Annotated in this window: 25 protein-coding genes, 5 pseudogenes and 1 other annotated feature; of the genes and pseudogenes, 19 read left to right on the plus strand and 11 right to left on the minus strand. The window is 64.2% G+C overall.

Going from position 1 to position 25,342, the window contains the following annotated elements; genetic code table 11:
* Positions 1–231 precede the first annotated feature (231 nt).
* From GON09_RS27320 to GON09_RS27330, 3 genes are all read left to right on the plus strand, one after another.
* Positions 232–492, plus strand: coding sequence for a hypothetical protein (locus GON09_RS27320; protein WP_213935070.1), 261 nt, complete (start codon positions 232–234; stop codon positions 490–492).
* Positions 493–533: 41 nt separating this feature from the next.
* Positions 534–641, plus strand: coding sequence for an SDR family oxidoreductase (locus GON09_RS27325; RefSeq protein WP_213935071.1), 108 nt, complete (start codon positions 534–536; stop codon positions 639–641).
* 123 nt (positions 642–764) lie between these two features.
* Positions 765–2,681, plus strand: a complete 1,917-nt coding sequence (locus GON09_RS27330; protein WP_213935072.1) for a sensor histidine kinase — start codon at positions 765–767, stop codon at positions 2,679–2,681.
* 161 nt (positions 2,682–2,842) lie between these two features.
* On the opposite strand, the gene GON09_RS27335 is transcribed toward GON09_RS27330, so the two are convergent.
* Positions 2,843–3,367 carry a F420-dependent oxidoreductase gene (locus GON09_RS27335; protein ID WP_213935073.1) on the minus strand — a complete coding sequence of 175 codons (525 nt, stop codon included), beginning with the start codon at positions 3,365–3,367 and terminating at the stop codon, positions 2,843–2,845.
* A 281-nt stretch (positions 3,368–3,648) separates the two neighbouring features.
* Here GON09_RS27335 and GON09_RS27340 point away from each other — a divergent pair, with 281 nt between their 5' ends.
* A complete protein-coding gene (locus GON09_RS27340) occupies positions 3,649–4,206 on the plus strand; it encodes a TetR/AcrR family transcriptional regulator (protein WP_213935074.1) in 558 nt (185 codons plus the stop codon).
* A 62-nt stretch (positions 4,207–4,268) separates the two neighbouring features.
* Here GON09_RS27340 and GON09_RS27345 read toward each other — a convergent pair whose 3' ends face one another.
* Complete coding sequence (locus tag GON09_RS27345) at positions 4,269–5,930, minus strand: CocE/NonD family hydrolase (RefSeq protein ID WP_213935075.1); 1,662 nt, start codon at positions 5,928–5,930, stop codon at positions 4,269–4,271.
* A 139-nt stretch (positions 5,931–6,069) separates the two neighbouring features.
* Between GON09_RS27345 and GON09_RS27350 the strand changes: the two genes are divergently transcribed.
* From GON09_RS27350 to GON09_RS27360, 3 genes are read left to right on the plus strand one after another with little or no spacing between them, the layout of a single operon-like run.
* Complete coding sequence (locus tag GON09_RS27350; RefSeq protein ID WP_213935076.1) at positions 6,070–7,704, plus strand: AMP-binding protein; 1,635 nt, start codon at positions 6,070–6,072, stop codon at positions 7,702–7,704.
* On the plus strand, positions 7,701–8,474 hold the full coding sequence (locus GON09_RS27355; protein WP_213935077.1) for an enoyl-CoA hydratase/isomerase family protein: 774 nt from the start codon (positions 7,701–7,703) through the stop codon (positions 8,472–8,474). Before GON09_RS27350 ends, GON09_RS27355 begins: the two co-directional genes overlap by 4 nt.
* A complete protein-coding gene (locus GON09_RS27360) occupies positions 8,471–9,223 on the plus strand; it encodes an SDR family NAD(P)-dependent oxidoreductase (RefSeq protein WP_213935078.1) in 753 nt (250 codons plus the stop codon). Before GON09_RS27355 ends, GON09_RS27360 begins: the two co-directional genes overlap by 4 nt.
* A 284-nt stretch (positions 9,224–9,507) precedes the next feature.
* Here GON09_RS27360 and GON09_RS28620 read toward each other — a convergent pair.
* Together GON09_RS28620 and GON09_RS27370 are read right to left on the minus strand one after the other, a co-directional pair.
* Positions 9,508–9,794: pseudogene (locus GON09_RS28620) on the minus strand (integrase core domain-containing protein); the annotation flags it as partial.
* Between the two features lie 34 nt (positions 9,795–9,828).
* Positions 9,829–9,996: pseudogene (locus tag GON09_RS27370) on the minus strand (transposase); the annotation flags it as partial.
* Between the two features lie 47 nt (positions 9,997–10,043).
* Here GON09_RS27370 and GON09_RS27375 point away from each other — a divergent pair.
* The 3 genes and pseudogenes from GON09_RS27375 to GON09_RS27385 all read left to right on the plus strand — a co-directional run.
* Positions 10,044–10,271, plus strand: a pseudogene (locus tag GON09_RS27375) (IS21 family transposase); the annotation flags it as partial.
* Positions 10,272–10,324: 53 nt separating this feature from the next.
* A complete protein-coding gene (locus GON09_RS27380; protein WP_213935080.1) occupies positions 10,325–10,546 on the plus strand; it encodes a transposase in 222 nt (73 codons plus the stop codon).
* Between the two features lie 57 nt (positions 10,547–10,603).
* Positions 10,604–10,725: a sequence feature (AL1L pseudoknot), on the plus strand.
* Positions 10,726–11,049: 324 nt separating this feature from the next.
* Entirely contained in the window at positions 11,050–12,306 is a 1,257-nt protein-coding gene (locus GON09_RS27385) for an IS110 family transposase (protein WP_244867149.1), read from the plus strand.
* Here the strand turns inward: GON09_RS27385 and GON09_RS27390 are convergent.
* A protein-coding gene (locus GON09_RS27390) for an IS3 family transposase (protein WP_374195413.1) occupies positions 12,264–13,522 on the minus strand; the annotation gives its coding sequence in 2 pieces (ribosomal slippage) (positions 12,264–13,171 and positions 13,171–13,522; 1,260 coding nt in all). The two genes, GON09_RS27385 and GON09_RS27390, sit on opposite strands and share 43 nt — an antisense overlap.
* Between GON09_RS27390 and GON09_RS27395 the strand changes: the two genes are divergently transcribed.
* The 3 genes and pseudogenes from GON09_RS27395 to GON09_RS29085 all read left to right on the plus strand — a co-directional run.
* Positions 13,521–14,555, plus strand: coding sequence for an IS3 family transposase (locus GON09_RS27395; protein WP_244867061.1), 1,035 nt, complete (start codon positions 13,521–13,523; stop codon positions 14,553–14,555). The genes GON09_RS27390 and GON09_RS27395 overlap by 2 nt on opposite strands.
* Positions 14,534–15,076: pseudogene (locus tag GON09_RS28625) on the plus strand (Mu transposase domain-containing protein); the annotation flags it as partial. The gene GON09_RS27395 and the pseudogene GON09_RS28625, both read left to right, overlap by 22 nt.
* Positions 15,077–15,080: 4 nt before the next feature.
* Positions 15,081–15,152: pseudogene (locus tag GON09_RS29085) on the plus strand (transposase); the annotation flags it as partial.
* 247 nt (positions 15,153–15,399) lie between these two features.
* Here GON09_RS29085 and GON09_RS27405 read toward each other — a convergent pair.
* The 6 genes from GON09_RS27405 to GON09_RS27430 are packed head-to-tail and all read right to left on the minus strand — an operon-like array spanning position 15,400 to position 20,809.
* Positions 15,400–16,044 (minus strand): TetR/AcrR family transcriptional regulator, encoded by a 645-nt coding sequence (locus GON09_RS27405; protein WP_213935083.1) that lies wholly within the window; start codon positions 16,042–16,044, stop codon positions 15,400–15,402.
* Positions 16,045–16,094: 50 nt separating this feature from the next.
* Complete coding sequence (locus GON09_RS28925) at positions 16,095–17,051, minus strand: FAS1-like dehydratase domain-containing protein (protein WP_213935084.1); 957 nt, start codon at positions 17,049–17,051, stop codon at positions 16,095–16,097.
* Positions 17,048–18,205 (minus strand): CaiB/BaiF CoA transferase family protein, encoded by a 1,158-nt coding sequence (locus GON09_RS27415; RefSeq protein ID WP_213935085.1) that lies wholly within the window; start codon positions 18,203–18,205, stop codon positions 17,048–17,050. The genes GON09_RS28925 and GON09_RS27415 overlap by 4 nt, the downstream gene beginning before the upstream one ends.
* Positions 18,202–19,302, minus strand: coding sequence for a hypothetical protein (locus GON09_RS27420; RefSeq protein WP_213935086.1), 1,101 nt, complete (start codon positions 19,300–19,302; stop codon positions 18,202–18,204). Before GON09_RS27420 ends, GON09_RS27415 begins: the two co-directional genes overlap by 4 nt.
* Before the next feature lie 11 nt (positions 19,303–19,313).
* Complete coding sequence (locus GON09_RS27425) at positions 19,314–19,787, minus strand: hypothetical protein (protein WP_213935087.1); 474 nt, start codon at positions 19,785–19,787, stop codon at positions 19,314–19,316.
* Positions 19,788–19,789: 2 nt separating this feature from the next.
* On the minus strand, positions 19,790–20,809 hold the full coding sequence (locus GON09_RS27430) for a phosphotransferase family protein (protein WP_213935088.1): 1,020 nt from the start codon (positions 20,807–20,809) through the stop codon (positions 19,790–19,792).
* A gap of 329 nt (positions 20,810–21,138) precedes the next feature.
* Here GON09_RS27430 and GON09_RS27435 point away from each other — a divergent pair, with 329 nt between their 5' ends.
* From GON09_RS27435 to GON09_RS27455, 6 genes are all read left to right on the plus strand, one after another.
* Complete coding sequence (locus GON09_RS27435; protein ID WP_213935089.1) at positions 21,139–21,708, plus strand: hypothetical protein; 570 nt, start codon at positions 21,139–21,141, stop codon at positions 21,706–21,708.
* A 130-nt stretch (positions 21,709–21,838) separates the two neighbouring features.
* Positions 21,839–22,363 carry a VOC family protein gene (locus GON09_RS27440; RefSeq protein ID WP_213935090.1) on the plus strand — a complete coding sequence of 175 codons (525 nt, stop codon included), beginning with the start codon at positions 21,839–21,841 and terminating at the stop codon, positions 22,361–22,363.
* An 83-nt stretch (positions 22,364–22,446) separates the two neighbouring features.
* On the plus strand, positions 22,447–23,280 hold the full coding sequence (locus GON09_RS27445; RefSeq protein WP_213935091.1) for an SDR family NAD(P)-dependent oxidoreductase: 834 nt from the start codon (positions 22,447–22,449) through the stop codon (positions 23,278–23,280).
* 25 nt (positions 23,281–23,305) lie between these two features.
* Complete coding sequence (locus tag GON09_RS27450; protein WP_213935092.1) at positions 23,306–23,749, plus strand: ester cyclase; 444 nt, start codon at positions 23,306–23,308, stop codon at positions 23,747–23,749.
* Positions 23,750–24,054: 305 nt separating this feature from the next.
* Positions 24,055–24,183 (plus strand): hypothetical protein, encoded by a 129-nt coding sequence (locus tag GON09_RS28830; protein WP_280521711.1) that lies wholly within the window; start codon positions 24,055–24,057, stop codon positions 24,181–24,183.
* A 246-nt stretch (positions 24,184–24,429) separates the two neighbouring features.
* Positions 24,430–25,224 carry a crotonase/enoyl-CoA hydratase family protein gene (locus GON09_RS27455; RefSeq protein ID WP_307854578.1) on the plus strand — a complete coding sequence of 265 codons (795 nt, stop codon included), beginning with the start codon at positions 24,430–24,432 and terminating at the stop codon, positions 25,222–25,224.
* The last annotated feature ends 118 nt before the right edge of the window (positions 25,225–25,342 follow it).

Below are 25,342 nucleotides of genomic sequence, written 5' to 3' on the forward strand. Positions count from 1 at the left end.
CGCGAGCTGGCCCGGGAGTGTGCTCCATTCACCGCATTCTCTCGGGAGGGGCCGATCTCATCCTGAGCGGTCTGTGTGCCTCTCCTGTCGAAACCGACTATGCGGCAGCCGCCGAGGAGCTGAAGGAGACCTGCACGCTGGTTGAGGGTTTGGTAGATGGGCAATGCACGCGACTGAGGACGTCCGGGATCTCGAAGCGCTGAAAGACTGGTCGCACAAGGAGTCTCCGAGTTGGGGCGGTTCGACATCGTGGTGGTAGATGCGGGCATCGTCTCGTGGGGTCGATTTTGGGAGATGATGACGACTCGCTGGAACGACGTGATCGATATTAATCTGACCGATGTCTTCAATACACTGCGTGCCGCGGGTTCCGTCGATAATCGTTGTCGGGCACGGCGGATCGATGATCGCGACCAATTCGGTTTGTGCATCAGCCTCTACCTGCGCAAGCGCATTTCAGTGCCGCCAAGCACGGTGTTGTGGGTCTTGTGAAGTCCGCGGCGATGGGGCAGTATCTGTTCGATCCACCGATCTTGGAACCCCAAGATATCGCCGACGCGGTCCTCATTCTCGCCAGTGACGACTCCCCGACGATCACCGGATCACACCGCACCGTCGATCACGGAGCAACCAAGATCTGAGGCCCTGGCACTGTGCTCGTCATGGTCTCCGGCATGTGCCTGCTGTGAATGAGTCGGCTGTTAATCGATTCCGGCGCAGGCGGGTGCACTGGCCTCCACTACACGGAAAGACGCGATTTTGCGATGATTTCGGTCGACCCGCAGCGTACTCACCCCCGCGACTGGGGAATTCGTACCAAGGCTGCAGTAATTCTGGCGGTACCTCTACTGATGCTGTGCGGATTCGGAGGCGTACAGGTCGCGAATGATGTGCAACATGCATCCGAAACGGCGGCGCTTGCCGAACAGATTTCGGCTCTGCCCGCGATCATGAGGTACATCACCAGCGTCGGGGCAACGGTCGGCGCCGACGAGTTCGGGTTCGCAGTTGACGAGCACGACAGCATACTCGGGGACTACACGGAGCCGGTCAAGGCTTTTTCGCAACGCCGGGATCTCGACCCCGCAATCGCCGAGGGCTTTGTTCGAATGCTGGCAGATGGTCAAGAGTTGACTCGCACTGCCGCATTGTCGAATATTCCTCTACCGACGCGGGTTGAGCAGGTCCAGAACTTCGATCTGTTGGCCCAGCATACGATTCGGTCCCTCATCGGTCAGACCGAGAATGCGATTGCGGTCCGTGAGGCGGGTCGCCTGTTGGACCTGTGGCAAGCCCGTCATATGGCGATCGGCCAGGCTGCGGTCTTCACCCAGTCCGTCGCGGACTCGGACGTGGCCCATACGATGCTCGAGACCGCATTCGCCTCTGAACGGGCTGCGCTCACGGCGTTGAGCGGCACCGCCGACGATCAGCAGCTGCTCGCGGAATGGCGAGCGGCGGCCAACCGACGACATGCTTTGCTGCTGGGGTCGACGGACCCCGCGGCACGGGCGCCGGAACTGTCCGCGGCGGTGCTGGCCGGAGCGAACGCGGCCGAACAGTTGTTTGACGCCACCGTCGACCGCATCGTCACCGAACTCAACGCCCAAAGCAACGCGACGCAGAGTGCCGCCGTCCGCACTGCCGTTATCGTCGTGATTGCTGTCGTTTCCGCCATCGCGATCACAGCCGCGCTGGCAGGACTACTCGTCTCATCCTTGCGTCGGTTACGCGACGACACGACCCGGACGGCTTACCACGACCTACCTGCTGCTGTCGCTGCGATCCGCGCCGACACCGACCCCACCGCCGTTACTCTCGCCCCCATCGATATCGACACCACTGAGGAAATCGGTCAAGTCGCTCGTGCCGTCGACGGTGTCAACACGCAAGCGCTCGTTCTCGCAGCAGAACAGGCCACGTTGCGCCGTCAGATTACGACCATGCTCGAAACCCTCGCTCGTCGAAATCGATCCCTCGTCGACCGGCAGCTCGCCCTGATCGAAGCTCTCGAATTCCACGAGCGCGATCCGCGACGGCTGCAGAATCTGTTCGAATTGGATCACCTGGCCGCGCGCATGCGTAGGACCGGCGAATCCCTGCTGGTGCTGGCCGGCACACGTAATCGACGGTCATCGCGGGCCGACACTCCTCTCGAGGACATCATGCGAGCCTCGGTGTCCCAGGTGGAGAACTACGAGCGAGTGCGGATCGGTGGGGTGCCACCGTTGAAACTGATCGGCGGTGCAGTCGATGACCTGATCCATCTGCTCACCGAACTTCTCGACAACGCCTTGCGTGCCTCGGACCCCAACACCACAGTCGCGTTCGTGGTATCCCCGGCAGTCGATCATGGATGGCTGCTCGAGATCGTCGACCGAGGAATCGGGATTCCTCCGGTGGAACTCGAACGCATGAACCAGCGACTGAGTGAAGGCGCCGAGACCGATGCGCATGCCACCCGACACATGGGATTGTATGTGGTGGGACGGGTAGCCCTGCGTCACGGCTTGCAGATACGTCTGCGTTCGACCGTCAATGTCGGTCCGGTCCGTGGCATCACCGCGAGTGTGTACTTGCCTGCGACGATATTCGCAGGTCCGGGTGTCGAAATGGAATGGAGCACGGTCGACCGTCCGCAACGACTCCCCGACCCACTCTATGCCGATTCGCATGACTAACAGTAGCCGACGGGCTCTCGCCCGGCGCACAGTCCCAACACGGAAGTGCACAACGGATATTCACAATATCGATGATCATCTCGGTGCTTCCTGGCCGCGCCGCGAGCACACCGCGGTATCGCGGAGACCGTGGTCTTCGACAGGTCGATAAGGACCTGGTCTCAGAAGTGCAGTGCGGTGGCGAGTTCTCGCAATGCCGGCCGTGGATCCGAGGCCGGTCCGTCGCTGATGATCTGTACGACGACGTGATCGGCACCGGCATCGCGGTGTGCGGTGATCGAAGTGGCAGCCTGCTCGGCATTTCCCATGCCGACCAGTGCGCGGACCAACCGGTCGGATCCGCCGGGCACCAGGTCGGACTCGTCGAAGCCCTGGCGCATCCATGATTTCCGATAATTCTCGAGTAGTAGGTAGGCGCCGACGTGAGCGTGTGCTCGGCGGAGTTGATCTTCCGCTGTTCCTCCGATTGCCACTGCTTGTTCGGACACCACCCACTTCGCCGGACCGAGGATCGTCCGGGTCGCCGCTGTCTGCTCGGGTGTCGCCAGGTAGGGGTGCGCACTGTTGGCGAGTTCCCTGGAGAGCTCAATCATCTTCGGTCCCAATGCAGCCAACAGACGGGCGGGCCGCGCGCCTTCTTCGATTTCGGCGGGCACCGAGTTCATCCGCTCGAGATAGGTGCGCATCGTTGCCAGAGCACCACGCCGCGATACAGGGGTCGCGCAAGCCTCGGCCGCAACCGGCTGATGTCAGGTTCATCGGGGGACGACAGCCGACCATCGCGGACACGCCGATCCTGCCGGCCGGTCCTGGGCCGGCCACTGCAACGCTTTCAGGAGGGCACCGTAGAGACCGCAGCTGTGGCTTTGCAGGTCCGGCAAGGGGGGTGTGAGAACCTAAGGAGGTGTCCTCCCACCCCACCACTGCTACGCCTGAGGCGCGCCGGCGCTCGAGGCGAATCGAGATCGTGCGCAAGGAGCTGCTCGCCGAGCTCGAGAACATTTTCCTGGCGGAGGGCTTCAGCAATCTGACGACCGACGAGTTGTGTAAGCGGTTGAGTTGCTCGAAGTCGACGTTGTACAACGTCGCGCCGACTCGCGAGAAGATCAATCAGGCGGTGGTGCGGCACTTCTTCGCACATTCGACGACGGAGATCGAGTTGAAGGTGGCCAAGGAGAGCGACATTGCCGGCCGGATCTTGGTGTACCTCTCCGGGGTCGGTACCGCAATGCGCCGCAATTCGCCGGCGTTCTACATGGACATGGTCAGCCATCCGCCGACCGCGGAGATCTACCGGATGAATTCTCAGGCAGCGACCCGCCGGGTGCAGTCGATGATCGAGGACGGTGTCCGCGAGGGAGTGTTCCGGCCCGCGAATGCGGCGCTGGCGGGATTGACGGTGGGGCATCTGATGGACGGCGTGCAGTCGGGCCAGGTTCTGGAAGCGTCCGGATTGAATGCCGGTGATGCCTTCACCGAGCTGGGCGAGTTGTTGGTCCACGGTTTGGCGATCCGCGACGAATGACTGACGGTGCGAGGGCCCGGGGGGCTGTCGCACCGTCAGGTGTTCTTGTCGCTGTGTTCTGGTCAGTCCTTGACGACCGGGAGGATGATCCGGGACGGACGGCTGGCGTCGTGGTAGATCCGGTTGTTGGCCACCCGCATCTGTGTTGCTTCGGTCACGGGTTCGCCGGTGTTGAGGTTGCGGTCCCAGCGGGGAAAGCTGCTGGAGGTGACGTGCACGCGGAGACGATGACCGGCCTTGATGAGGATCGAGGTCGACCACAGGTCCACCTCGACCTCGTCGATGCGCCCGGGCTGGGTGTGCACACGGGTGATGCCGTCGACGATGTTGCGTGAGATCCCCTTCGAATCCACCTCGCACAGCCGCACCACCCAGTCGGTGGACGGGCCGTCGGTGGAGGCGTAGAGGGTCGCGCGGACGCGTCCGGTGATTTCCAGGTCCTCGACGAGTGGTTCGGTGCTGAACACGAGCACGTCATCGCGGGCTTCGACGTCCCGCTGATTAAAGGGCCCGGGTTGGAACTCGGGCGCCATCACGAGATTGCCGCCGCGCGTCATCACGGGATCGGCCGGGTCGTAGGTGAACCCGGATTCCGCTGTCTCGTCGGAGGGGGCATCCCAGTCCAGAGCCCCGCCGGAGCTCAGGTGCAGAGCAGTGTCCTGCGCCCGTGCGAGTGGCCATTCCTCCTCCGCCCGCCACTCGTTGGCACCCATCACGAACAGCAGGACTCCTGACTTGTGAGCCTCGGTCGCCGGCAGGTCCTTCAACCAGTGGTCGTACCACTCTCGATGGAGGTCGACTATCTGCCTGCCGTTGACACCCATCGAACCGAAGCCGAAGTTGACCTCACCGATCATGCCTTCGGCGGGGTTGGTTATCGTGCGGTGACCCCAGGGGCCCACAATCAGCCGGGACGTCTGACCGCGCGAGCGCATACCTACGTGGTTGTCCAAGGTGCCTTGCAGGAACACGTCGTACCAGCCACCGAAGTTGAGAGTGGGAATCGATATGTTATCGAACCGGTTGGACACGCGCGCTTCGTCCATGGTGGCTGGGTCGGCCAGTGCGCGGGTGACTCCGATATCGGGCTGGCCCAGGGCCTCGAGAGCGGGTAGAGCCCCCGAGGGAAGCTGCCAATAGGTGTCGCTGGCCATCGACTCCACTGCGGACACCGCGGCGCCGAAGCGGGCCATCTTCTCGCGCGGGTCGAGCGCCGAGGACATGATCTGACCGAGTCCTTGCCCGAACGCCCAGTAGACGTTCAGGCCGAGCTCGATAGCGCCGCCTCGGAACATCAGGCCGTCTTCCGGATCGCTCCATGTGATCTCGGGAACGATGGTCCGAAGACTCGGGGCCTGCGCGATGGCCGCGCTCCACTGGGTGCTCCCGAAGTAGCTCGTTCCGAACATGCCGACCTTGCCGGTGCTGTAGGGGAGGGAGGCAGCCCACTCCACGGTGTCGTAGCCGTCCTCCCGCTCGTGTTTCCACGGGATCCACTCACCCTCGGAGCCGAATCGGCCGCGGACGTCCTGGTTGATCACCACATAGCCGGCGGGGACCAGCTTCTTGGGGTCGAGGAACGTGGTCACGGACTTGCCGTAGGGCTGCCGCGTGAGCAGGACGGGGTACTTCCCCTCCGCGGCGGGGCGGTAGACGTCTGCGTACTGCACCGTGCCGTCCCGCATCGGTACGGGAACGTCGAGCTCGATTCGGATTTCCTGCATCCGGTGGTCCTTTCTCGGTTGCCTCGATCCTCATGTGGAGGCAGATGCCCACACGCTAACAGTGTGAGTACGATATTGTCTTCAATCGTACTCATTCGATACGAAGAATGATCTACTTGTACTTTCAAGGAGTTGGACCATGCCCATCGTGAACCCCGAGAACGGGCCTGTGACTGAATCCCCCGATCACGTGGTCGAGCGCATCGTCGCCGAGTACCGGGCGGACACCGCCTCGGCGCCGTGGCTCGTATGTGACCGTCACCCGGTGGAGAAGGTGGCGTTCCGTTTCGTGGACGCCGACCTCGGTGTCACCGAGATTACATACGGGGAGTTGGCCATTCGCTCGCGCCGCGCCGCCCGTTTCCTCGCCGAACGGGGCGTCGGGCAGGGGGATCGGGTCGCGAGCCTGATGGGCAAGGGGCCCGACCTGCCCGCGCTGATCCTGGGGATCTGGCGCCTGGGCGCCGTCTACGTGCCCCTGTTCACCGCGTTTGCTGCCGATGCCATCGCCGATCGCATCGCTGACGCCGGGGTAATGTTGGTGGTCACCGACGTGCAGCAGCATCCGAAGGTGCGGCAGGTGCCGGTGCAGGTGGTCCTCGATCGCGACCCCGCCGCGGGGGCCGGCTTCGGCGACGCACTTGAATCGGGGCCCGAGTGGACCGCGCCGACTCCCGTGAGCGGCGGCGAAATCCCGATCGTGCAGATGGCGACCTCGGGCACCACCGGCAAGCCCAAGGTCGTGGTGCACCCGCTGGCCTACGCCGCCGGCTGGCAGGCCTACATCGAACTCGGGCTCGCCGCCGGGCACAGCTACTGGTGCGCAGCCGACCCCGGCTGGGCCTACGGCCTCTACACCGCGATCATCGGGCCCCTAGCCGCCGGGGTGCCTAGCATCATCGCCACCGGCACCTTCAAGCCCGAACAGACGTGGCGGATCCTGGCCGAGCTCGCCGTGACCGACTTCGCCGCCGCTCCGACCGCCCTGCGAGCACTGCGGGCCAGCGATCCGGGTGTCGACCTGCCGGCATTGCAGCGCATCTCCAGCGCCGGCGAGCCCCTGACCCCCGAGGTCGGACAGTGGACACGCGAGCGCTTCGGCCTGGACGTGCACGACCACTTCGGTCAGACCGAACTCGGCATGCCCGCCGGGTTCGCCCACCACCCGGACCTCGAACGCAGCATCGTCCCGCGCGCGATGGGCACCGCCTTTCCCGGCTGGGCCGTGCTGGTCCTGCGAGCCGACTCGGACGAGCCGGCACCGACCGGGCAGGTCGGCCGGCTGGCGATCGATGTGGCTGCGAGCCCACTGTTCACCTTCACCGGATACGGCGCCACGCGGGATCTGCGCGGGACGCGATTTACCGCGTCCGGTAGCTACTACCTGACCGGCGACCTCGCCTCCGTCGACGAGGACGGGGTGATCCACTTCTCCTCACGCGATGACGACGTCATCCTCATGGCCGGATACCGCATCGGCCCCTTCGACATCGAGAGCGTGCTGGTGGCCCATCCGTCGGTCGCCGAGTGCGCCGTGGTCGCGACCCCCGACGAGGTCCGCGGCGAGGTCATCCACGCCTACATCGTCCCGGCCACCACCCCCGAGGACCCCGACGCGCTCGCCGACGACCTGCGCACCTGGGTGCGCACCCGCTACGGCGCGCACGCCTTCCCCCGCCTGGTCACCTTCGTCGACGCGCTCCCCAAGACCCCCAGCGGGAAGATCCAGCGCGTCGCGCTGCGCTCCCCGGCCGGCAACGAGAGAATCCGATGAGCGAACTGTTGATCACCCGGGCCGGCGGTGTGGAGACCTGGACCCTCAACCGTCCGCAGACCCGCAACGCCCTCGACCGCACCCTCGTTGCACAGCTGGGGCAGGCCGTGACGGCCGCCGAGACCGGCGGTGTCGAGGTGGTGGTGCTCCGCGGTGCCGGCCCCAGTTTCTGTGCCGGCGCCGACCTGGCGCTGCTCAGCGGCTACGACGCGATGCAGGGCCACACCCCCCGCGAGCACCTGACCGCGATCTGGGATCTCACGCTGGCCATGGAACGCAGCCCCGTGACCTTTGTCGCGGTACTGCACGGCCACGCCATCGCGGGCGGTCTTGAGCTCGCGCTAGCGTGCGACCTGGTCCTGGCCGCCACTGGCACCCTGATCGGGGACGGCCATGTCCGCCACAGCCTGCTCGCCGGTGGGGGCGCCAGCGTGCGGATGGTGCGCGATCTCGGACGTCCGACCGCCACGCGTCTGGCGCTGACCGGCGAGTTCCTGCCCGCCGAACACCCTGCCTTCGGCACCTGGCTGCACACGGTCGCGCCCCCACCCGAGCTCGACGAGGCGTTGCAGGCACTCGTCGCCACCCTCACCGTGGTGCCGGCCGCCGCCCGGGCGGGCTACAAACACATGCTCACCGGCGCGAACAGACCACTCGGCATCGCGGACCGGGACCGTGAATTGGACGCCTTCGACCGGAACTGGGTGGACAACGACGTCCCCCGGGCGCTGCGTGACTTCCTGGACAAGACCCGAAAGGCAACCCGATGACCGACCGCTACACCGGCCAGACCGTCCTGCTCACCGGAGGTGCGCAGGGACTGGGCCGCGCCATGGTGCACCGCTTCGCCGCAGAGGGTGCGAGCGTGCACTTCGCCGACCTCAACGCCGACGCGGCCGCCGAGACCCTCGCCGGCCTTCCCGGCGACGGACACGCCTTCCATCAGGTCGACGTCACCGACCAGGCTGCCGCCGCGGCCTGGATCGATGGGGTGGCGGCCAGCGCGGGTCGGATCGACGTGCTGGTCAATAACGCCGGCATCATCCGCGACAACCGCATCGAGAACATCACCGCCCAGGACTGGGACGCGGTGATCGCGGTGAGCCTTAACGGCGCGTTCTACTGCACCCAGGCCGCCTTCGCCCACATGCGCGAGCAGCAGTACGGCCGCGTGTTGTCGTTTTCCTCGATGAGCTGGCGCGGCAACTTCGGGCAGGCGAACTACGTCGCCGCCAAGGCTGGCGTCGTCGGCTTCACCCGGGGCTTTGCCCTCGAAGGCGCCCGCCACGGGGTCACCGCCAACGCGATTGCCCCCGGACTGATCGACACGCCGATGCTGGCCTCGATGAACGGCCCGGCCCGGGACAAGCTGATCGGGAAGGTCCCCATGCGCCACACCGGTCACCCCGACGACATCGCGGCGGCCGCCACCTTCCTCTGTTCCCCCGAGGCCCGCTACATCACCGGCGTGGTCCTCGACGTCGACGGCGGCATCGGCATCGGCTCCTCCATCCGCTGACGCATACCTGCGGACTGTCTGAGCGGATCGAGCGCCCGTCGAGAGCGACACCGACCAACACGATTTCTGATGGACAACTGCCGAATCCGACGACCAGGTCTTCGGTAGCAGAGATGGGGACGGTACTGACAACCGGCACGAGATAATGAGGTGCCCCGGTCGCAGGGACAGACGGGGGCACGTAGGACAAAGAAAATCGCGCCTGGCGCCAGGGGACGGGGCGACAGGAAACGTCCTTGCCCAATGACTGGGCCTTACCCCGGATTGTGGACACGGGTGGTGGATTACGCGGCGGATGCCAGCGTAGCGGTGTAGAGGGTCTCGTAGGTGTTCGGGACCGGTGTCCGCACCAGGAATGACGCCGTCGGGTGTTGTAGCGGGTGACCCAGTGGAATACCTGGCGCCGGCATGTGGCCTCGTCGGGCCAGACGTTCGCGTTCTGGAGGACTTCTCGTCTGAGGGCGGCATTGAACGATTTGGCGAGGCTGTTGTCGGCGCTCGTGCCGACCATGCCCATCGACTGGGTGACACCGAAACGGTCGCAGAGGGCGGCGAATTCCTTTGACGTGTATTGGGCGAGTTCAACCGGTCGATGCAATACCGGACTACTGGAGTGAGCGTAGCTGTTCGGCGAATACTTCGGCCGGGGTCCGCCAGTCGAGGATCTTGCGTGGCCTGTTGTTGATCGCAAGGGCGACGGCCTCGAGGTCCTGCGCGGACCACCTGGACAGATCGCTTCCCTTCGGGAAGTACTGGCGCAGCAGGCCGTTCGACGCTCCTATGCCTTGCAGTTCAGGGATGTCGGCAGGAGAGGCGAAGATGGCTGCCTAGCGCATGTCGTGCCGAGGACCTGTTCGCGGGCTGGTGGCAGCTGATCGACCCACTCGGGGCGGTGCCTCGGGTGCTGGTCTGGGACGGCGAAGGCGCGGTTGGACGATGGCGACACCGCAGGTCGGAGCTGATCCAGGACTGTCAGGGTTTCCGCGGCACGCTGGGCGCGAAGGTGCTGATCTGCAAGCCCGCCGATCCCGAGACCAAGAGCATCGTCGTGTCGCGTACCGGGTCTGTTGGAGGGTCTCATCACACGGAAGGATGAGATCCATGGGAGCACCGCGAAAGTACCCGGAGGAGCTGAAGGAACGAGCGACGCGGCTGGCAGTCGAGGCACGCCGCGATCCAGGATCGAAAACAGGAGCGATCAAGCGGATCGCCGAGCAGTTGGGCATCCATCCCGAGGCCCTGCGCACCTGGGTTCGTCAGGGAAGAGATCGACGGTGGTGTCCGTCCGGGCACCACGACGGACGAGGCGAAACGGATCGCTGAACTCGAACGCGAGAACCGAGAGCTGCGCCGTGCCAACGAGATCCTGAAGACGGCGTCGGCGTTTTTCGCGGCAGCGGAGCTCGACCGCAAACTCAAGTGATCGTCGACTACATCGACGCCCACAAGACCGATTACGGGGTCGAGCCGATCTAATGAAACCGGTAGCCGTGCCTGGCCCGGACTTCTCGAGCCGATCCGAGCCCGCAGCTCTTGTGCGGCAGACCGTGAGCCGGATCCGGCGCGGCTCCCACCCTTCGCCTGATGCGGGGTGCAGGGTGGGATATCGGACCGCTGGTCGGTGAGCACTTCGTCGATCAGGACATCACAGTCCTGGCGGGCAGCGCGTGAGGCCGATCGGTCGGTGGAAGGTTGGCGAGACGGCCGATGCGATGGTGGCCCCAGAGGCCTGCTCATTAGAGCGCCGACGAACCTTCCCGGTTCGACAAGGGACGGGCAGCCGGCCTGGCTACGCGCCCTTCCGAAAGGGAAGGAGAAGATTCCGAATGAACGAGGTGTGGTGTGGAATCGATTGGTCAGAAGGACATCACGATATAGCGGTGATCGATGATCGTGGTGCTGTGCTGGTCACAGAACGCATCAGCGACGACATCGCCGGGGTCGGCCGACTGACCGAGCTGATCCTCGACCATCGGTCGGAAGGTCTGAACGGACTGCCGATCGCCATCGAAACAACACAGGGTCTGCTCGTGGCGGCGCTGCGATCCGCGGGGGCCGACGTGTACGCGATCAACCCGTTGTCGGTGTCCCGGTACCGGGATCGCTATTCACCGAGCAGAGCGAAGAGCGACACCGCCGACGCGCTCGTGCTTGCCAACATCTTGCGCACCGACTGCGACAATCACCGACGGTTACCGCGGGACAGCGACCAAGCCCAGGCCATCAAAGTTCTCGCCCGCGCGCACCAGGACGCCATCTGGGATCGGCAGCAGATCACCAGCAAGGCGCGTTCTTTGCTGCGGCAGTACTTTCCCGCATTTCTGGACACCTTCGACGACCTGACCACGATGGGCGCTCGGACGGTGCTGCGCTTGGCACCGACCCCGGCAGCGGCGGCGATGCTGCGTCCGTCGACGGTGGCCGCCGCCTTACGCCGAGGAGGACGCAAACGTGGTGTCGATGTCGAGGCCCGCAGGATTGTCGCCGGTCTGCGCAGTCCGCATCTGCGCCAACCGTCATCGGTGGAGGACGCGATGGGTCGGCAAGCACAGGCATACGCCAGGGCGCTCGCGACAGCAGCCGACAATGTCGATTCGCTCGAAGCGGCGCTGACAACTGAGTTCACCGAGCATCCCGACGCGCCGATTCTGACGAGCTTTCCCGGGCTCGGTACGATCCTCGGTGCCCGAATCCTGGGCGAAATGGGTGACGACCGTGAGCGTTTCACGACCGCACGCGGGCTCAAAGCCTATGCCGGCACCGCGCCGGTGACTCGGGCCAGTGGAACGAAGACGACGGTGAGGTTTCGCCTCGTGCGGAACAAGCGACTGAATCATGCCGCCTACCTGTGGGCATTGCCGCTGATCCTGCACTCCACCGAGGCCCGAGCCCACTACGATCGGCGCCGCAACAAGGGCGACACCCATACCGCAGCGTCGCGTAACCTGGCCAATCGTTTCCTCGGCATGCTTCACCACTGCTTGGACACACGGCAGCTCTACGACGGGCCTTACCCCCGATTCGTGGACACGGTGGTGGATTACGCCGCGGACACCAGCGTAGCGGCGTACCGGGTTTCGTAGGCGTTCGGGGACAGGTACCGGCACCAGGAATGCCGGCGGCGTGTGTTGTATCGGACGAGCCAGGCGAACACCCGACGCCGACAGGTGACCGCGTCGGACCAGGAGCCGGCATCCTGGAGGACCTCCCGCTTGAGGGCGGCATTGAACGACTCGGCGAGACTGTTGTCGGCGCTGGTACCGACCGCACCCATCGACTGGATGACCCCGAGCTCGGCGCACAAGGATGCGAAATCCTTTGCTGTGTATTGCGATCCGTGATCGGAGTGGAAGACGGAACCGGCGAGGCTGCCGCGTGTGAGCTTCGCGTCGGTAAGAGCATCACGGACGAGTTCGGTGCGCATGTGGTCAGCGATCGACCAGCCCACCAGACGCCGCGAATAGCAGTCGATGACCGTGGCCAGATACAGGTTGGTCCCGTCGCCGATGGGCAGATACGTGATGTCGCCGACGTACCTGCGGTTGGGTTCACTCGCACTGAAGTCACGCTTGACCAGGTCGGGGACCTTCTGATCGGCGGGCTCGGGGATCGTGGTGCGCACTGCGCGGCGTCGCCGGTACCCGACGATGCCGTGTTCGCGCATGACGCGGGCAACCCGTTTGTGGTTGACCCGCTCCTCTGCGGGGACGCCGTCGTTGATCTCCGCGGTGATCCTCGGTGCCCCGTAGGTGTTGTCCCCTGTGTGTACGGTTTTGATCCGCTCGGCGAGCCGCGCATCGGCCTCGGCTCGCGCCGCTCTCGACGGCGCAGCCCGCTGCCAGGCGTAATAGGACGATCGCTCGATCTCGACGAGCTCACACAGCCGCTTCACCTCGTAGGTGTCGCAGTGGTCGGCAACGAACTGGAAGCGGCTCACCAGTTCGTCTCCCCTGCGAAATACTTGGCCGCCTGACGCAGGATCTCGCGTTCGGTGGTCAGTTTGGTCGTCTCCGCCCGCAGCGCAGCGTTCTCGGCCTCGAGGCGGGCGATCCGGACGTCCGAGGTCTCCGGCACATCACCGGCATCGCCCGCACGCGGGCGGGTTCGGGGTGCGCCGGTGGTGACGGCCCCGGCAACGGCTCTTTTCCTACCGGTGCCGTACTGGTCGATCCAATGACGCATGGTGCCGCGCTCGACACCCAGATCCGCCGCGACCCCGCGGATCGTCGCTTCAGGAGTCGACTCGTACAGGTCGACCGCCTGCCTCCGAAACTCCTCGGAGTAATTCTTCCGTCCCATGGTTCTCAATCATCTCGCTTTCCCAGCAGATGCTGGAATCAGCGTGTCCAAGAACCGGGGTCAGGTCCCGACGCCACCGCAGCGTTCGCGCACCCCCACCAAGAGCTCGGGACGACGACCGTTCCTTGACCGATTGGCCACATGCGATGTCTGCCGAGTCCTCACTCGGGCCGGTGTGCAGATCGCCCCGTCGACGTACTACGCAGCAAAGACCCGCCCACCATCGGCACGGGCGGTCCGCGATATGGAACTGGTCGAAGAGATCCACCGGGTCCACGCCGAGAACTACGCCGTCTACGGTGCCCGCAAGGTCTACGCGGAGCTGCAGCGGCAAGGTATCCGGGTTGCCCGGTGCACCGTCGAGCGCCTGATGCGCACCGAAGGTCTACGCGGCATCGCCCGGTCGAAGAGCCCGCGGACCACGATCGCCGCAGCGGACACCGACAAGCCTGCTGACCTGGTCAACCGCGGATTCACCGCCTCAGCACCGGACCAGCTGTGGGTTGCCGACATAACTTATGTCCGCACCTTCACCGGATGGACGTACGCCGCGTTCGTCATCGACGTCTTCTCACGCCGCATCGTGGGATGGCAGTTGTCGACGAGTCTGCGCACCGATCTCGCGCTCGATGCATTGGAGATGGGCATCTGGACCCGCGAACATGCAGGCCAGAATCTGTCCCAGTTGATACATCACTCCGACCGCGGAGCTCAATATCGAGCTATTCGCTACACCCAGCGCCTCGCCGAGGCCGGCGCGGTCGCTTCGGTCGGCAGCCGCGGCGATTCGTACGACAACGCCCTCGCCGAGGCGTTCAACTCGCTGTTCAAGGCCGAACTGGTCCGCAACAAGGGACCGTGGCGCTCGATCGATGACCTCGAAATTGCGGTGGCCGAGTACATCGACTGGTTCAACCACCGGAGGCTCCACGGTGAGATCGGGATGATCCCGCCCGTCGAAGCCGAACAGTCCTACTACGATTCACATAGTCCCGCCGGAACAACCGAGCGGGTCGTCGAGAGCCTCTACTGAAGCCGGGGCGCAACATCGAGCGCAACCACGACTATCTGGAAACGTCCTTTCTGCCGGGGCGTTCGTTTACCGGTCCGGACGACTTCAACCGGCAGTTGTCGGCGTGGTTGGCGGTGGCCAATTCCCGCCGCAAACGGGTGTTCGAGTGCGCCCCGGCCGACCGGATCGACGCCGTCCGGCACGCGATGCTCGCCCTGCCGCCGGTGCCCCCGAGTACTGGGTGGCGTTTTTCGACCCGGTTGGCTCGTGATCACTACATCCGGCTCGATGCCAACGATTATTCGGTGCATCCGGCGGTGATCGGCCGACGCATCGAGGTGGCCGCGGACCTGACTCGGGTGCGGGTGCGCTGCGAGGGCACCGTCGTCGCCGGCCATCGCCGGGCATGGGCCAGGCATCAGACCATCTCCGACCCGAAGCACGTCACAGCCGCCGCGGCCCTGCGCCGGGACCGCATGAGCGTGGTGCACCAGCCGGCCGAGACCGAGGTGCAGATCCGGGCGCTGAGCGACTACGGCACCCCAGGTGCTATCCCGGCGGTGGGCGGTCGAGAGGACCTTCGGATGGTTGACGAGGTGTGGACGGTTGGCGCGGGACTACGAACGCAAGAGGGCACATGCCGAGGCCATGATCCAGGTCGCGATGGTTAGGCTCATGACGGCCCGACTGGTCGGTGAGGACATCAACCGCACGGTCCGATCGAAGCCGAAGCGCCACGCCGACTGGCAGGGAACCTCACCGACTGACAGTGCGGGTTCCACAACGCTCTCTCAGAAGGGTTGCGCTAGGCGTCTCGTCATTGCCTCCGCTCGAAGTCCAAACTGGGCATGGCGGCCTCGGATGCTTACGGACGAATGTCCCCGACCAGGGCGAGGGCGAATTGGATGTAGCGGTCGGCGATGTCTTGGGGGGTTTTGGTGCCGCCGGGGCGGTACCAGTCGGCCACGCCCTGGCACAGCACCAACACTGCGCGGGTGGCCTCGTGCGGGTCGGGGGTGTCGAACAGGCCCAGCGCGCGTGCCGAGATCACCTCGGTGAGCATCATTGCTTCGAATTCGTCACGCAACGCGATGTGTTGGCTTCGGTAGGGCTCTTCCAGGCCTCGGATTTCGCGCGCAAGGTGCGCGAGGCGGCGTCTGTTCGTCATGTAGAGCACGGTGTTCTCTACCAATGCGATGAAACGGTTGCGCGGATCATCGCCGGCATCGGCGAGGGCGGCCTGACCGCGCCGGCGCAGCTCGTCGTTGGACATTCGCAGCAGGGTGACCAGCATGTCCTGCTTGTTCTTGAAGTTGTAGTAGAGACCGGGCACGGTCATTCCCGCCCGTGAGGCGATCGCTCGGACGCTGGTCCCGTAGTAGCCGCAGGTGACGAAGAGCTCGAGGGCGGCATCGAGGAGCTCGGGAAGTGTGTAGGCGGGATCGTAGTACCGCCAATCGTCGATCACGACGCCCTCAGCGATGTCCGCCTTGCCGGTGTGTTGACTCACCGTCAGCTCCTCTTCTGCGTCTGCTTTCGGACAACTATGCCAATTGGGGATCAGACTGTGTCCGGCCGTACCGCGACGTCGACATTCGCACGTACATGCGTCCCCCTGTGGTGCCGGCCGTCGACCCGGATCGCCATGCCGGTCGTGGTGTGTTCCGCGTTGCCGCTGAGCGTCAGTACGTCCCCGGGGAACGCAGGCCGGGCCAGGCGCAACGACAAGCGACGGAACTCGGTAGCCGGTCCGGTGACCGAGCTGACATAGCGGGTTATCAGCCCTGCGGTGGTGACGATGCTGGCGATGATGTCGTCCAGGCCCTGGCGGTGTGCCACGTCGTGGTCGTGATGCACGGGCTCGTGGTCATTCGATGCCAGCGCGCCGGTGATGACCAGCGTGCGGGTGAGGGGAATCGTCAGGTCGGGCAGGACGATGCCGGACGGTTGCGGGCTGTCATCGGCGCGGCCGGGGGACGGCCGGGTAGGGTCGGGAGTGAAGTACATGGTGCGTGAGCGCATTTCGCCGACTGATTCATTGTGCTGGTTTCGGAATTCGAAGGCGATGGTGACGAAGTGCCCCGGACCGAGCGCGGTGGTCTTGCGGGGTGAGATCGATTCGATCCACGATCGTTCGGTGAGCATGTCACCTGGTCTGATCGGCCGCAGGTACTGCTGTTCGTAGTCGGTCGCGACGACCGCAGTAAAACCGTTGTCCGCACTCAACTGGCGTACCTGCGTATGGAGCGTGGGCATTGCTTCTCGGGCGGCGGCTCCGATCGGCATCGTCCAGGTTTGCAGCATCGCGGGAGGCGCGATCACACCGCCGTATCCCGTGTCCACTGCCGCGGTGTGGTCACGGTAGATCGGGCTGTCATCGCCCAATGCCGCGCACCAGGTGCGGATCGCATGATCGCTCACTGCGATTTCGGCCGATCGGGTGGCCGGATCATCGACATGGGGTAGTTCGGCGAGTGCAGCAGTGAGATCACCGAGGCGGTGTCGGCTGGTCGTCACGAGGTCTCCTGTGTAGTGCTTGCATGCTGGGTGGTGAAGCCGGCTGCGTTGTCGTCGTCTTCGATCCGCGGCCGCAGTGCGCGGTCGGGGGTGCGTTCCAACCGGATGGGGCTGGCGACGCCGTAGCCGTCGCCGACGGCGCGTAGCAGACCGGTCTCGGCGGCCAGCGGGTCGGCTGTGACACCGGCATAGTCCTTGACCTCGGCGACGAGGATCCCGGCGTCCTCCAGCCGGGACACCCAGGTGCGCACGTCGTGGATGGCGAGGTGCTTTTCGATGATGTCGACGAGTTCGGTGCGGTGTGCGGCGCGCTCGACACCGGAGCCGAATCGCGGGTCGGTCAGCAGTTCCGGCGCGCCGATGGTGTGCGCAAATTTCGTCCAGTGGTGTTCCAGATATGCGGAGACGATGATGTTGCCGTCCCGGCAGCGCAGCAGGTCGGCAGGTGCGGTCAAGGGTGCGCTGTTGCCGGATCGCGGTGACTGTTGACCGGTCATGAGGTACTCGGTCAGCGGTCCGGTCTGTAGGTGCAGTGCGACGTCGTAGAGGCTGACCCGCACAACCTCGCCGCGCCCGGTGCGTTCGCGACGGAACAGTGCCGCCAGGATGCCGTGGCACAGTGCATGGCCACACGCTGCGTCCACGACGGTGAACCCGACCTTGGTGGGTGAGCCGTCGGGGTAGCCGGTGGTCGACATGACCCCGCTCTCGGCCTGCACGATAATGTCGACGCCCCCTTTGCGTTGCCCGATCGGACCGTTGCCGAATCCGGAGACCGACGCATAGACCAAACGCGGATTGCGGGCGAGTAGCGCGTCGGCGCCGAGTCCGAGTCGTTCCATGACGCCGGGGCGGGACGATTCGAGGAAGACGTCGGCTTCGTCGACCAGTTCCAGGACGCGGGCACGTCCGGCGTCGCTGCGAAGGTCGAGGCGCAGTAACCGTTTGTCGCGGTTGTATCCGACGAAGACCGGCGAGTGGGGCAGTTGGGCTGCCGCGAGAGATCGGAGCTGGCGTGCGCCGTCACCTTGCGGTGGTTCGACTTTGATGACTTCCGCCCCGTAGTCGGCCAGCAGCAAGCCTGTCGACGGGCCGGCGACCATCTGCGCGACTTCGAGAACTTTGATGCCGGCCAGCGGCAATTCTTCGGTCATTCCAACCCCCATTCGGGTAAACGTCCGCTGAGGATGAGCGTCATGCTGCCGATTCCCTGATCGACTGTGCCCGCACGGTCGAGTGTCACCGTCACCGGTTGGATGCGGTGCCAGTGCTCGTTCGTGCGGCCGTCGGGGTAGGTGATCACGGAGGGGTGTGAGACATCCCAGGTATCGAATTCGACGATCTCTTCGCCACGCCAGACACCGAGACCGGCGCGGTCGTTATAACCGCCGCTGTAGCCCAATCCCTGCATTGCGATCGCCGATCCGAGTTGACTGCAATGGATACCGACCCGGTCGCCTCCAGACAACGAGGCGCTCAGGGTGCACTCACTGAACCGCCTTGTCCCGTCGTGTAATTCGACGTCCAGCTGGGTTCCGGACACTTCCTGAACGGTGCCGTCGTCACGTCGCCGCAGATCCCCGGTCACATAGCCTTCTTCGCCGCCACGTCGACTGAACAAGACGTGGCCCGCGAGAGTCTCGGTGGAGAAGAACAGAAACGCCATCGCGAAGCCCTGCTGATCGAGTGAGACTTTGGGACCTGTGACGGGCTCCTTGATGCCCATTCTCGGCCGCACACCCCAGGAGTGGTCGCGGCACGCCCACCAGTCGCGGAATTCGATGCGCTCGCCTTCGATCTCGAGCCAGCCCTCTGCGGTGCCGATCTGGTCGAATCGTTGGTAGTCCTCGGTGACTCGTCCCCGCACCCGAGCGAAGTGGGGTTTTTCCTCGGCCGGGGGGAGCGCTCCGCGCCAGAGGATTTCCCCGTGCACGGCGTGATCCCCGGATGCGACCGTGAGGCGAAATTCCTGCAGGGGGATGGTGGGTCGGACCGTGATGGGTCCGCACACGGTGTCGATCTCTCGCCCGAGGGAACGGGAGGCCCGCACGTTGTACTGCTTGCCTCGGTGCACCACGACGAATCCGGCGTCGAGGACGTTCATGTTGCGGTAGGCGCCCATCGTGATCTGCAGCGCGGTGGAACCGTCGGGTGCGTAGCACGCGAACCAGTAGCGGTCGAAGAATCGGGGATCACTGGTGCCGACGTGGTCGAAGGTTGTGGGCAACTGGTGCCACAACGTGTCATCCATACTGGTCAGCATCACGAGTCCTTTCTTAAAGACGACGGGGACAGTTCCGGAACCATCCGCATCGGATACCGGCGGGAACGAAGATCGAGGTGCTCGACAATGTTCCTGTGCACCGTGGCAGCATCGGCGCCTGCGGTGGGATCGAGCGTGGTCACGATCTCGCTGAGTACGCTGCGCAACCGGTCGTTGTGCTCCATGACGGCGGTGACGTCGTGTATGTCGACCGGACCGGTGGGCAGATCATCGATTCGTGCTGCGATATCGTCCGACACCACCGGCTTGGCCGATTCGAGCAGGTCAGCGGTGAGGGAGTTGTCCCAGTTCAGAAAGGGCAGGACCCGCATCCAGGCCGTTTCGAGCATTTGAAGGTTCTTGATCACTTCGCTCAGTACTCGTGTCGCGTGTTCGTCCTGGAGTACCGGCGCAACGAGTTGCTCGAGCAGTCTGCAATTGCCGCGGAGTTGTTCCTCGATAGTCGGGCGCATCGTCAGTTCTCCATCATCTTGAACATTGCACGGAACAGCCACGTCGGGCTCTGGTGCACGCGGTCGAAGGTTCCGTCGACGAACACACGTACGCCGGTCAACACGATCACGGCCAGTTTCCAGCACGAAAACACGTTCCACCACAACAGTTCGTCCGGGTCCACTGTGTAACCGGTGATCTGCGTATATGCCTCGACGATCTGCTCGCGCTCCCACACGCCCGGGATCTGATGCTCGCGATGGCGGACCGGGTTGGTAATCCACCCCAGATCCTCGAGCGGGTCACCAAGATGCGCGGTTTCCCAGTCGAGCAGGGCAGAGATCTTGTCCCCGCCGAGCAGAGCATTACCGGGCTTGAAATCGCCATGTACGAGCACTGTTCGTTGTGAAGGTCGTGCGCGGTCGCGAAGCCAGCGGGAGACGAGGTCGAGTTCGGGGATCGGCTCGAGTTGGACGCGTCGCAACTCGTCCTCCCAGCGGCCGAGTTCGGTAAGGCCGGCGTCCGGTCCGGGGTCGTTCAGCAATTTCCCCAGCCCGAGCGAGCGCCAATCGACCTGCTGGACGGCGATCAACAACTCGAGGAACTGCCGGGCCAGTGCGGCGCGTTCGGTCAGCGGCCGCTCACCGTTGAGAACGAACAGATCGCACACACCCTCGACCCGACCCATCACCAATGACGGACTGCCCAACCAGCTTCCATCGACATCGATCCAATGTGCGGGTGGGGCGGGTATCGGTGTCGACTCCAATGCGCGGAGCAGTTCGAACTCGACGTATCGGTCGGTGTCGAGCAGGCTGCCGGCCGGGTCACGACGCATGATCATGGGGAGGTCGTGATTGCCGTCCCCGTCGCGCCACCGCGCCCGAAACACCCAGTTCTCCCGTGAGAGACCGCCTGACAACCGGCGCACATCATCCAGGTGCAGTTCCTGCGCCTCGGGGATACGACTGCAGACGAAGTGGGTCAGAAGGTCTGCGATCTTCTCCTGCTCGTCCGTCGGATCACTTGTCACAAGGGCCATAGCGTCGTTCCTCCTTCAAGACAATCGACTTTAGCGATCGATCAAGTACTCAGGACTATTGCACGAGCAGGAAGAGAACTCAACCATGATGGGAACTTGAGCGATCGATAATCACCAGAAGCGCCACCGTTCGGTAACCCGCTGGATACCTTGCGTGACATCAAATAATGTGCCACGCTGTGCTCCACATCATACTTGATCGATCGATAAAGTGATGTTCGGATCGACGTCGCACGCACCTCGGCTTCGTGGCTGAACGATTGATCAAGGGAAGCCAATGTCCCGGGCACGGTGTGCCCACCCCGAAACCCCATCTCAGGAGGACTCAGATGAGTAAGTACCTCGACGCCTTCCGCGACTGCCTGCAGGTCATCGCCGACGCCGCAGAAGCGGAGAAGGACCCGCACCGCCGCGCGATCCTGGAGAATTTCCTGCGTCATGCCGGTCTCGAGTTCTCCGGCCAGGACGAGCTGATCCTGCATCCGGACATGACCGTCGACCAGCCGCTCTATCACGTCAAGTGGGGGCCGCAGCTGAGCACCTATGACGGCATCGATGCGGTGCAGGGCTACTACAACGGCGTCAACGAGGTCGTCTCCACTTTCCAGGACCATGTGTGCTGGGTGAACGACTGGGGCATCGCCTCGTACTCGACCTTCGTACGCTTCACCACCGGTGCTGTTCTGACCGCCGAAGGGGAGACCGTTCCGAAGCCGGACGAGACGATGTACGCCCAGCACCTGCCCATGGCCATGTTCTGGAGCTACAACTCGGACGCCAAGCTGACGGGCGAAGACGTCTACATGCTCGCTGCGCCCACGCACCACGAGCTGACCGACGACGAACAGTTCACCGTCGATGAGCTCCACGCGGTCGCAAAGTCATTCCTCAAATACTGACATCTCGCCGGACCGCGCAGCACCGCGTCCCCAAGCGCCCGCACGACCTCGTCTGCCAACGGCCCGACTCCCGGCATCCCTTCCGATCGACATGCGGCGTGCAGGTCCTGCACCCCGAGTAGGAGCGCTGATGATCACGAGCCTCGGTTCCCCTGTCCAGATGAGTTTCGTCGTCCCAGATCTCGATACAGCAATGAGCCACTGGATCGAAACGGCCGATACCGGCCCGTTTCATGCTTTCCGCCGGGTCGACGATCTCGGCGTCACCTACCGAGGCACTCCGACACCGCTGAGCATCAGCATCGGACTGGCACAGCTGGGATCCATGCACATCGAACTCATCGAGCAGCACAGCCTTGAGCCCAGCGTCTACCGGGACGCCTACGCACCGGGGCACGGCGGCTTTCATCACCTCTGCTTCCCGGTCCCGGACATCGATGCCACGGTAGAGCAGTACCGCGACGCGGGATTCGAGGTCGGGATGCACTTGCGATTCGGTGACACCCCCGTCGCATACATCGATACCCGTCCCGCAATCGGGTGCATGACCGAACTCATCCGCAACGACCCAGAGATCCTCGACCTCTATGCAGCAGTGGCTGATTCCGCCATCGGTTGGGACGGATCCGACCCCATCCGCATTCTGAACCGATAACCACTATCCGGGTTCATCCCGCAATCCCGACATTGCCCGGCCCTCGCCGATACTGGCCCTTCCGGAAAAAGGATCAACACACCATGGCTTCGAATACCGACTACACACCCACTGCTCAACGCTTCGTCGACAAGGTCGTCATCGTCACCGGTGGAGGTGCCGGCATCGGATACGAGACCGCACGCCGCTTCGCCGCCGAGGGTGCACGCGTGGCAATCTTCGATCTCGACGAGAAAGCGGCCCACTCCATTGCGGACACGATCCGTGCCGACGGCGGGCAGGCGCTGCCCGTCCGTGTCGATATGACCGACGAAGATGCTGTGGCCACAGCTGTGGCCACAGTCCTCGACACCTGGGGAAACCTGGATGTTCTGGTCAACAACGCCGGCCACGGCGACCCGAAGTTCGTCCGTGACATGTCCGTCGACGAATGGGATCGAATGCTCACGCTCAATCTGCGTTCGGTGTTCCTCGGTTCACGCGCCGTGTGGCCCACCTTCGAAAACCAAGGTCACGGCGTCATCCTCAACGCCTCCTCCATCACCGGCCGGATGGCGATGTTCGGACTCGCCGCTTACGGCGCCTCCAAGTCGGCGATCGCCACCGCGACGCGGGTGATGGCCATCGAAGGTGGACGGGTAGGGATCCGCGTCAACTGCGTGTCTCCAGGTTACATCCTCACCCCCGGTTTCCAGGAGTTCATCGACCTTCAAGACGATCCCACCGCTTTCCATGACGCAATGGCCCACCAATCCGCACTGCGCCGATTCGGTTCGCCCGGCGACGTCGCCGAGGCCTACCTCTACCTCGCCTCCGACGCCGCCGGTTGGGTGACCGGTACGGATCTCGTCGTGGACGGCGGGATCACCGCAGGACAACTACCGAACCAGGATCCACGGGCACAACCCGCGGGATAACTCGAATCGACTGTAGGAGAGTCACATGAAAGATCTGGACTGGGCCAAGACCTATATCGAGTCCTTCGCGAAAGGCTCCGATGCGGTACTCGCCCACTGGGCGGACGGGGACGACATCGTCCACGAAGACCCGGTGCTGGGGCAACGCACCACCAACCGTGCCGGCGTAGCCGCCACATTCGACGTCTACTCCAACGCCGACCGGACCAACGGCATCGGTATCCACACCTTCCGCGCGGACGAGTACTTCCCCGGAGATCGATGCGGAGTAACCCACTGGACGTGGACCGCAGAGGACTGCGCAGAGTTTCTGGGGATGCCCACCAACGGTGCAACACTCGTTACCACCGGCGTCTCTGTCGACTTCTTCGACGAAGAAGGAAAGATTGTTCGAGAACTTGCCTACTGGGACGCTGTCCGCGTATCAGAACAGCTCGGCGGCCCGCTCAAGAAGCCGACCGCCGGCTGAACATCCCGGAACTTGCCCTCGGCAACAACATTCCGGGGGCAAGTTCCGTGGCACTCCAGACGGGAGTGCCTCACTTCGAGGCTCGAAGTACAGCAAGGACATGGTCTCCCGATCAGGGTGGAATCCCTGTCAGCGGCAAAGCCCTGGCTTCGGCATTCCAGTACCCCACGATGATCTCGTCGGACCGTCGCTTCGTTGCAGCGGACACTGTTCGCGCGAGGAAAGCCGAAATCGATCCTCGGAGCCGCAAGGATCTCTGACGGCACCACCACCTCAACTTCGACAGGAGTTCTGCGATGCACGCCATGATCGACAGACTGTTCGTCACCCCCATGTCATGGTTGCTGGCCGTGCCGATCGTACTGCTCGACCGACTCATGTCTCCGGACCTGACCGAAATACCGGACTGGGACACTCGTACAGCGTCGCAGTGAGATGTCCGCCGATGCGAGCTGCGCTGATGGCCACCTCGCCATTGTGTCAACGGTGTCTGAATCATGGTCCTGGTCCGTCAGGGCTGCTGAATGTCCTCGTTCCGAAGTACAAGCTCACCTGCGTCGTACAAACATGTGAAACAGGTCCCCGCTGACTGAGGTGCACACGGAGCGCCTCACGGACATTCCGGTAGTCGAGCTCCGCAACGGGTGCCCTTCTCGCTTCTGAAAGGTACGTAACGGACTGTGTTTACGGATGATGTCGTCTTGTCTACTGACCGCCTATGCTGTTCGGTGAGCGCCGGCATTGCCCACGTCCGGCTCAACCGACCGGACAAACTCAACGCTCTCGATGCCCCGATGTTCGAAGCGCTCGTATCCACCGGTCTGCAGTTGACCGATCGCAGCGACGTGTCGGCGGTGGTGCTCTCCGGGGCAGGTCGGGCGTTCTGCGCCGGCCTCGACCTCACCCAGTTCGAACACATGCAGGACGGCACCTCCGATGTGGTCGTACTCGGTGAACGACTCGGTGCCGCCCGAGCTCTGGCGCAGAAGGCCGTCCATGTCTGGTCGATGGTGCCGGTACCGGTGATCGCCGCAGTGCACGGCGTCGCCTTCGGTGGCGGGCTGCAGATCGCGCTGGGCGTCGATATCCGGATTGTGTCACCGGATGCGCGGTTGTCTGTCATGGAAATCCGGTGGGGCCTAACCCCTGATATGGCCGGGACCCAACTACTTCCCGAACTCGTCGGCCGGGATGTCGCTAAGGAACTGACTTTCACCGGCCGCATCGTCGAAGGAGCCGACGCGGTCTCTTTGGGTCTAGCCACCCGAGAAGCTGCCGAGCCGGTCACCGTAGCGCTGGAGTTGGCTCGAGAGATTGCGGGTCATAGCCGCACCGCGTTGGTCCATGCCAAACACCTACTCGACCTGGCAGGGCGGGTTCCGCTGGCTGAAGGACTCGACGCCGAACAACAGGCGGTGGCGGAGCTGATCGGGTCAGACGAGCAGCGCGCTGCGATCAGACGGTGCAGAGGCTGACGCCGAACCAAGCACCAGGCCTGTCACATCCCCGACAGGACCGTGAGCAGCTCACCGATCGATCCGTCGGCTCGGGCCCGATTCGTCGAAGACCTCGATGAGGTCCTCCAGTTCGTCA

Source organism: Rhodococcus sp. B50, assembly GCF_013602415.1.
Classification (GTDB): domain Bacteria; phylum Actinomycetota; class Actinomycetes; order Mycobacteriales; family Mycobacteriaceae; genus Rhodococcus.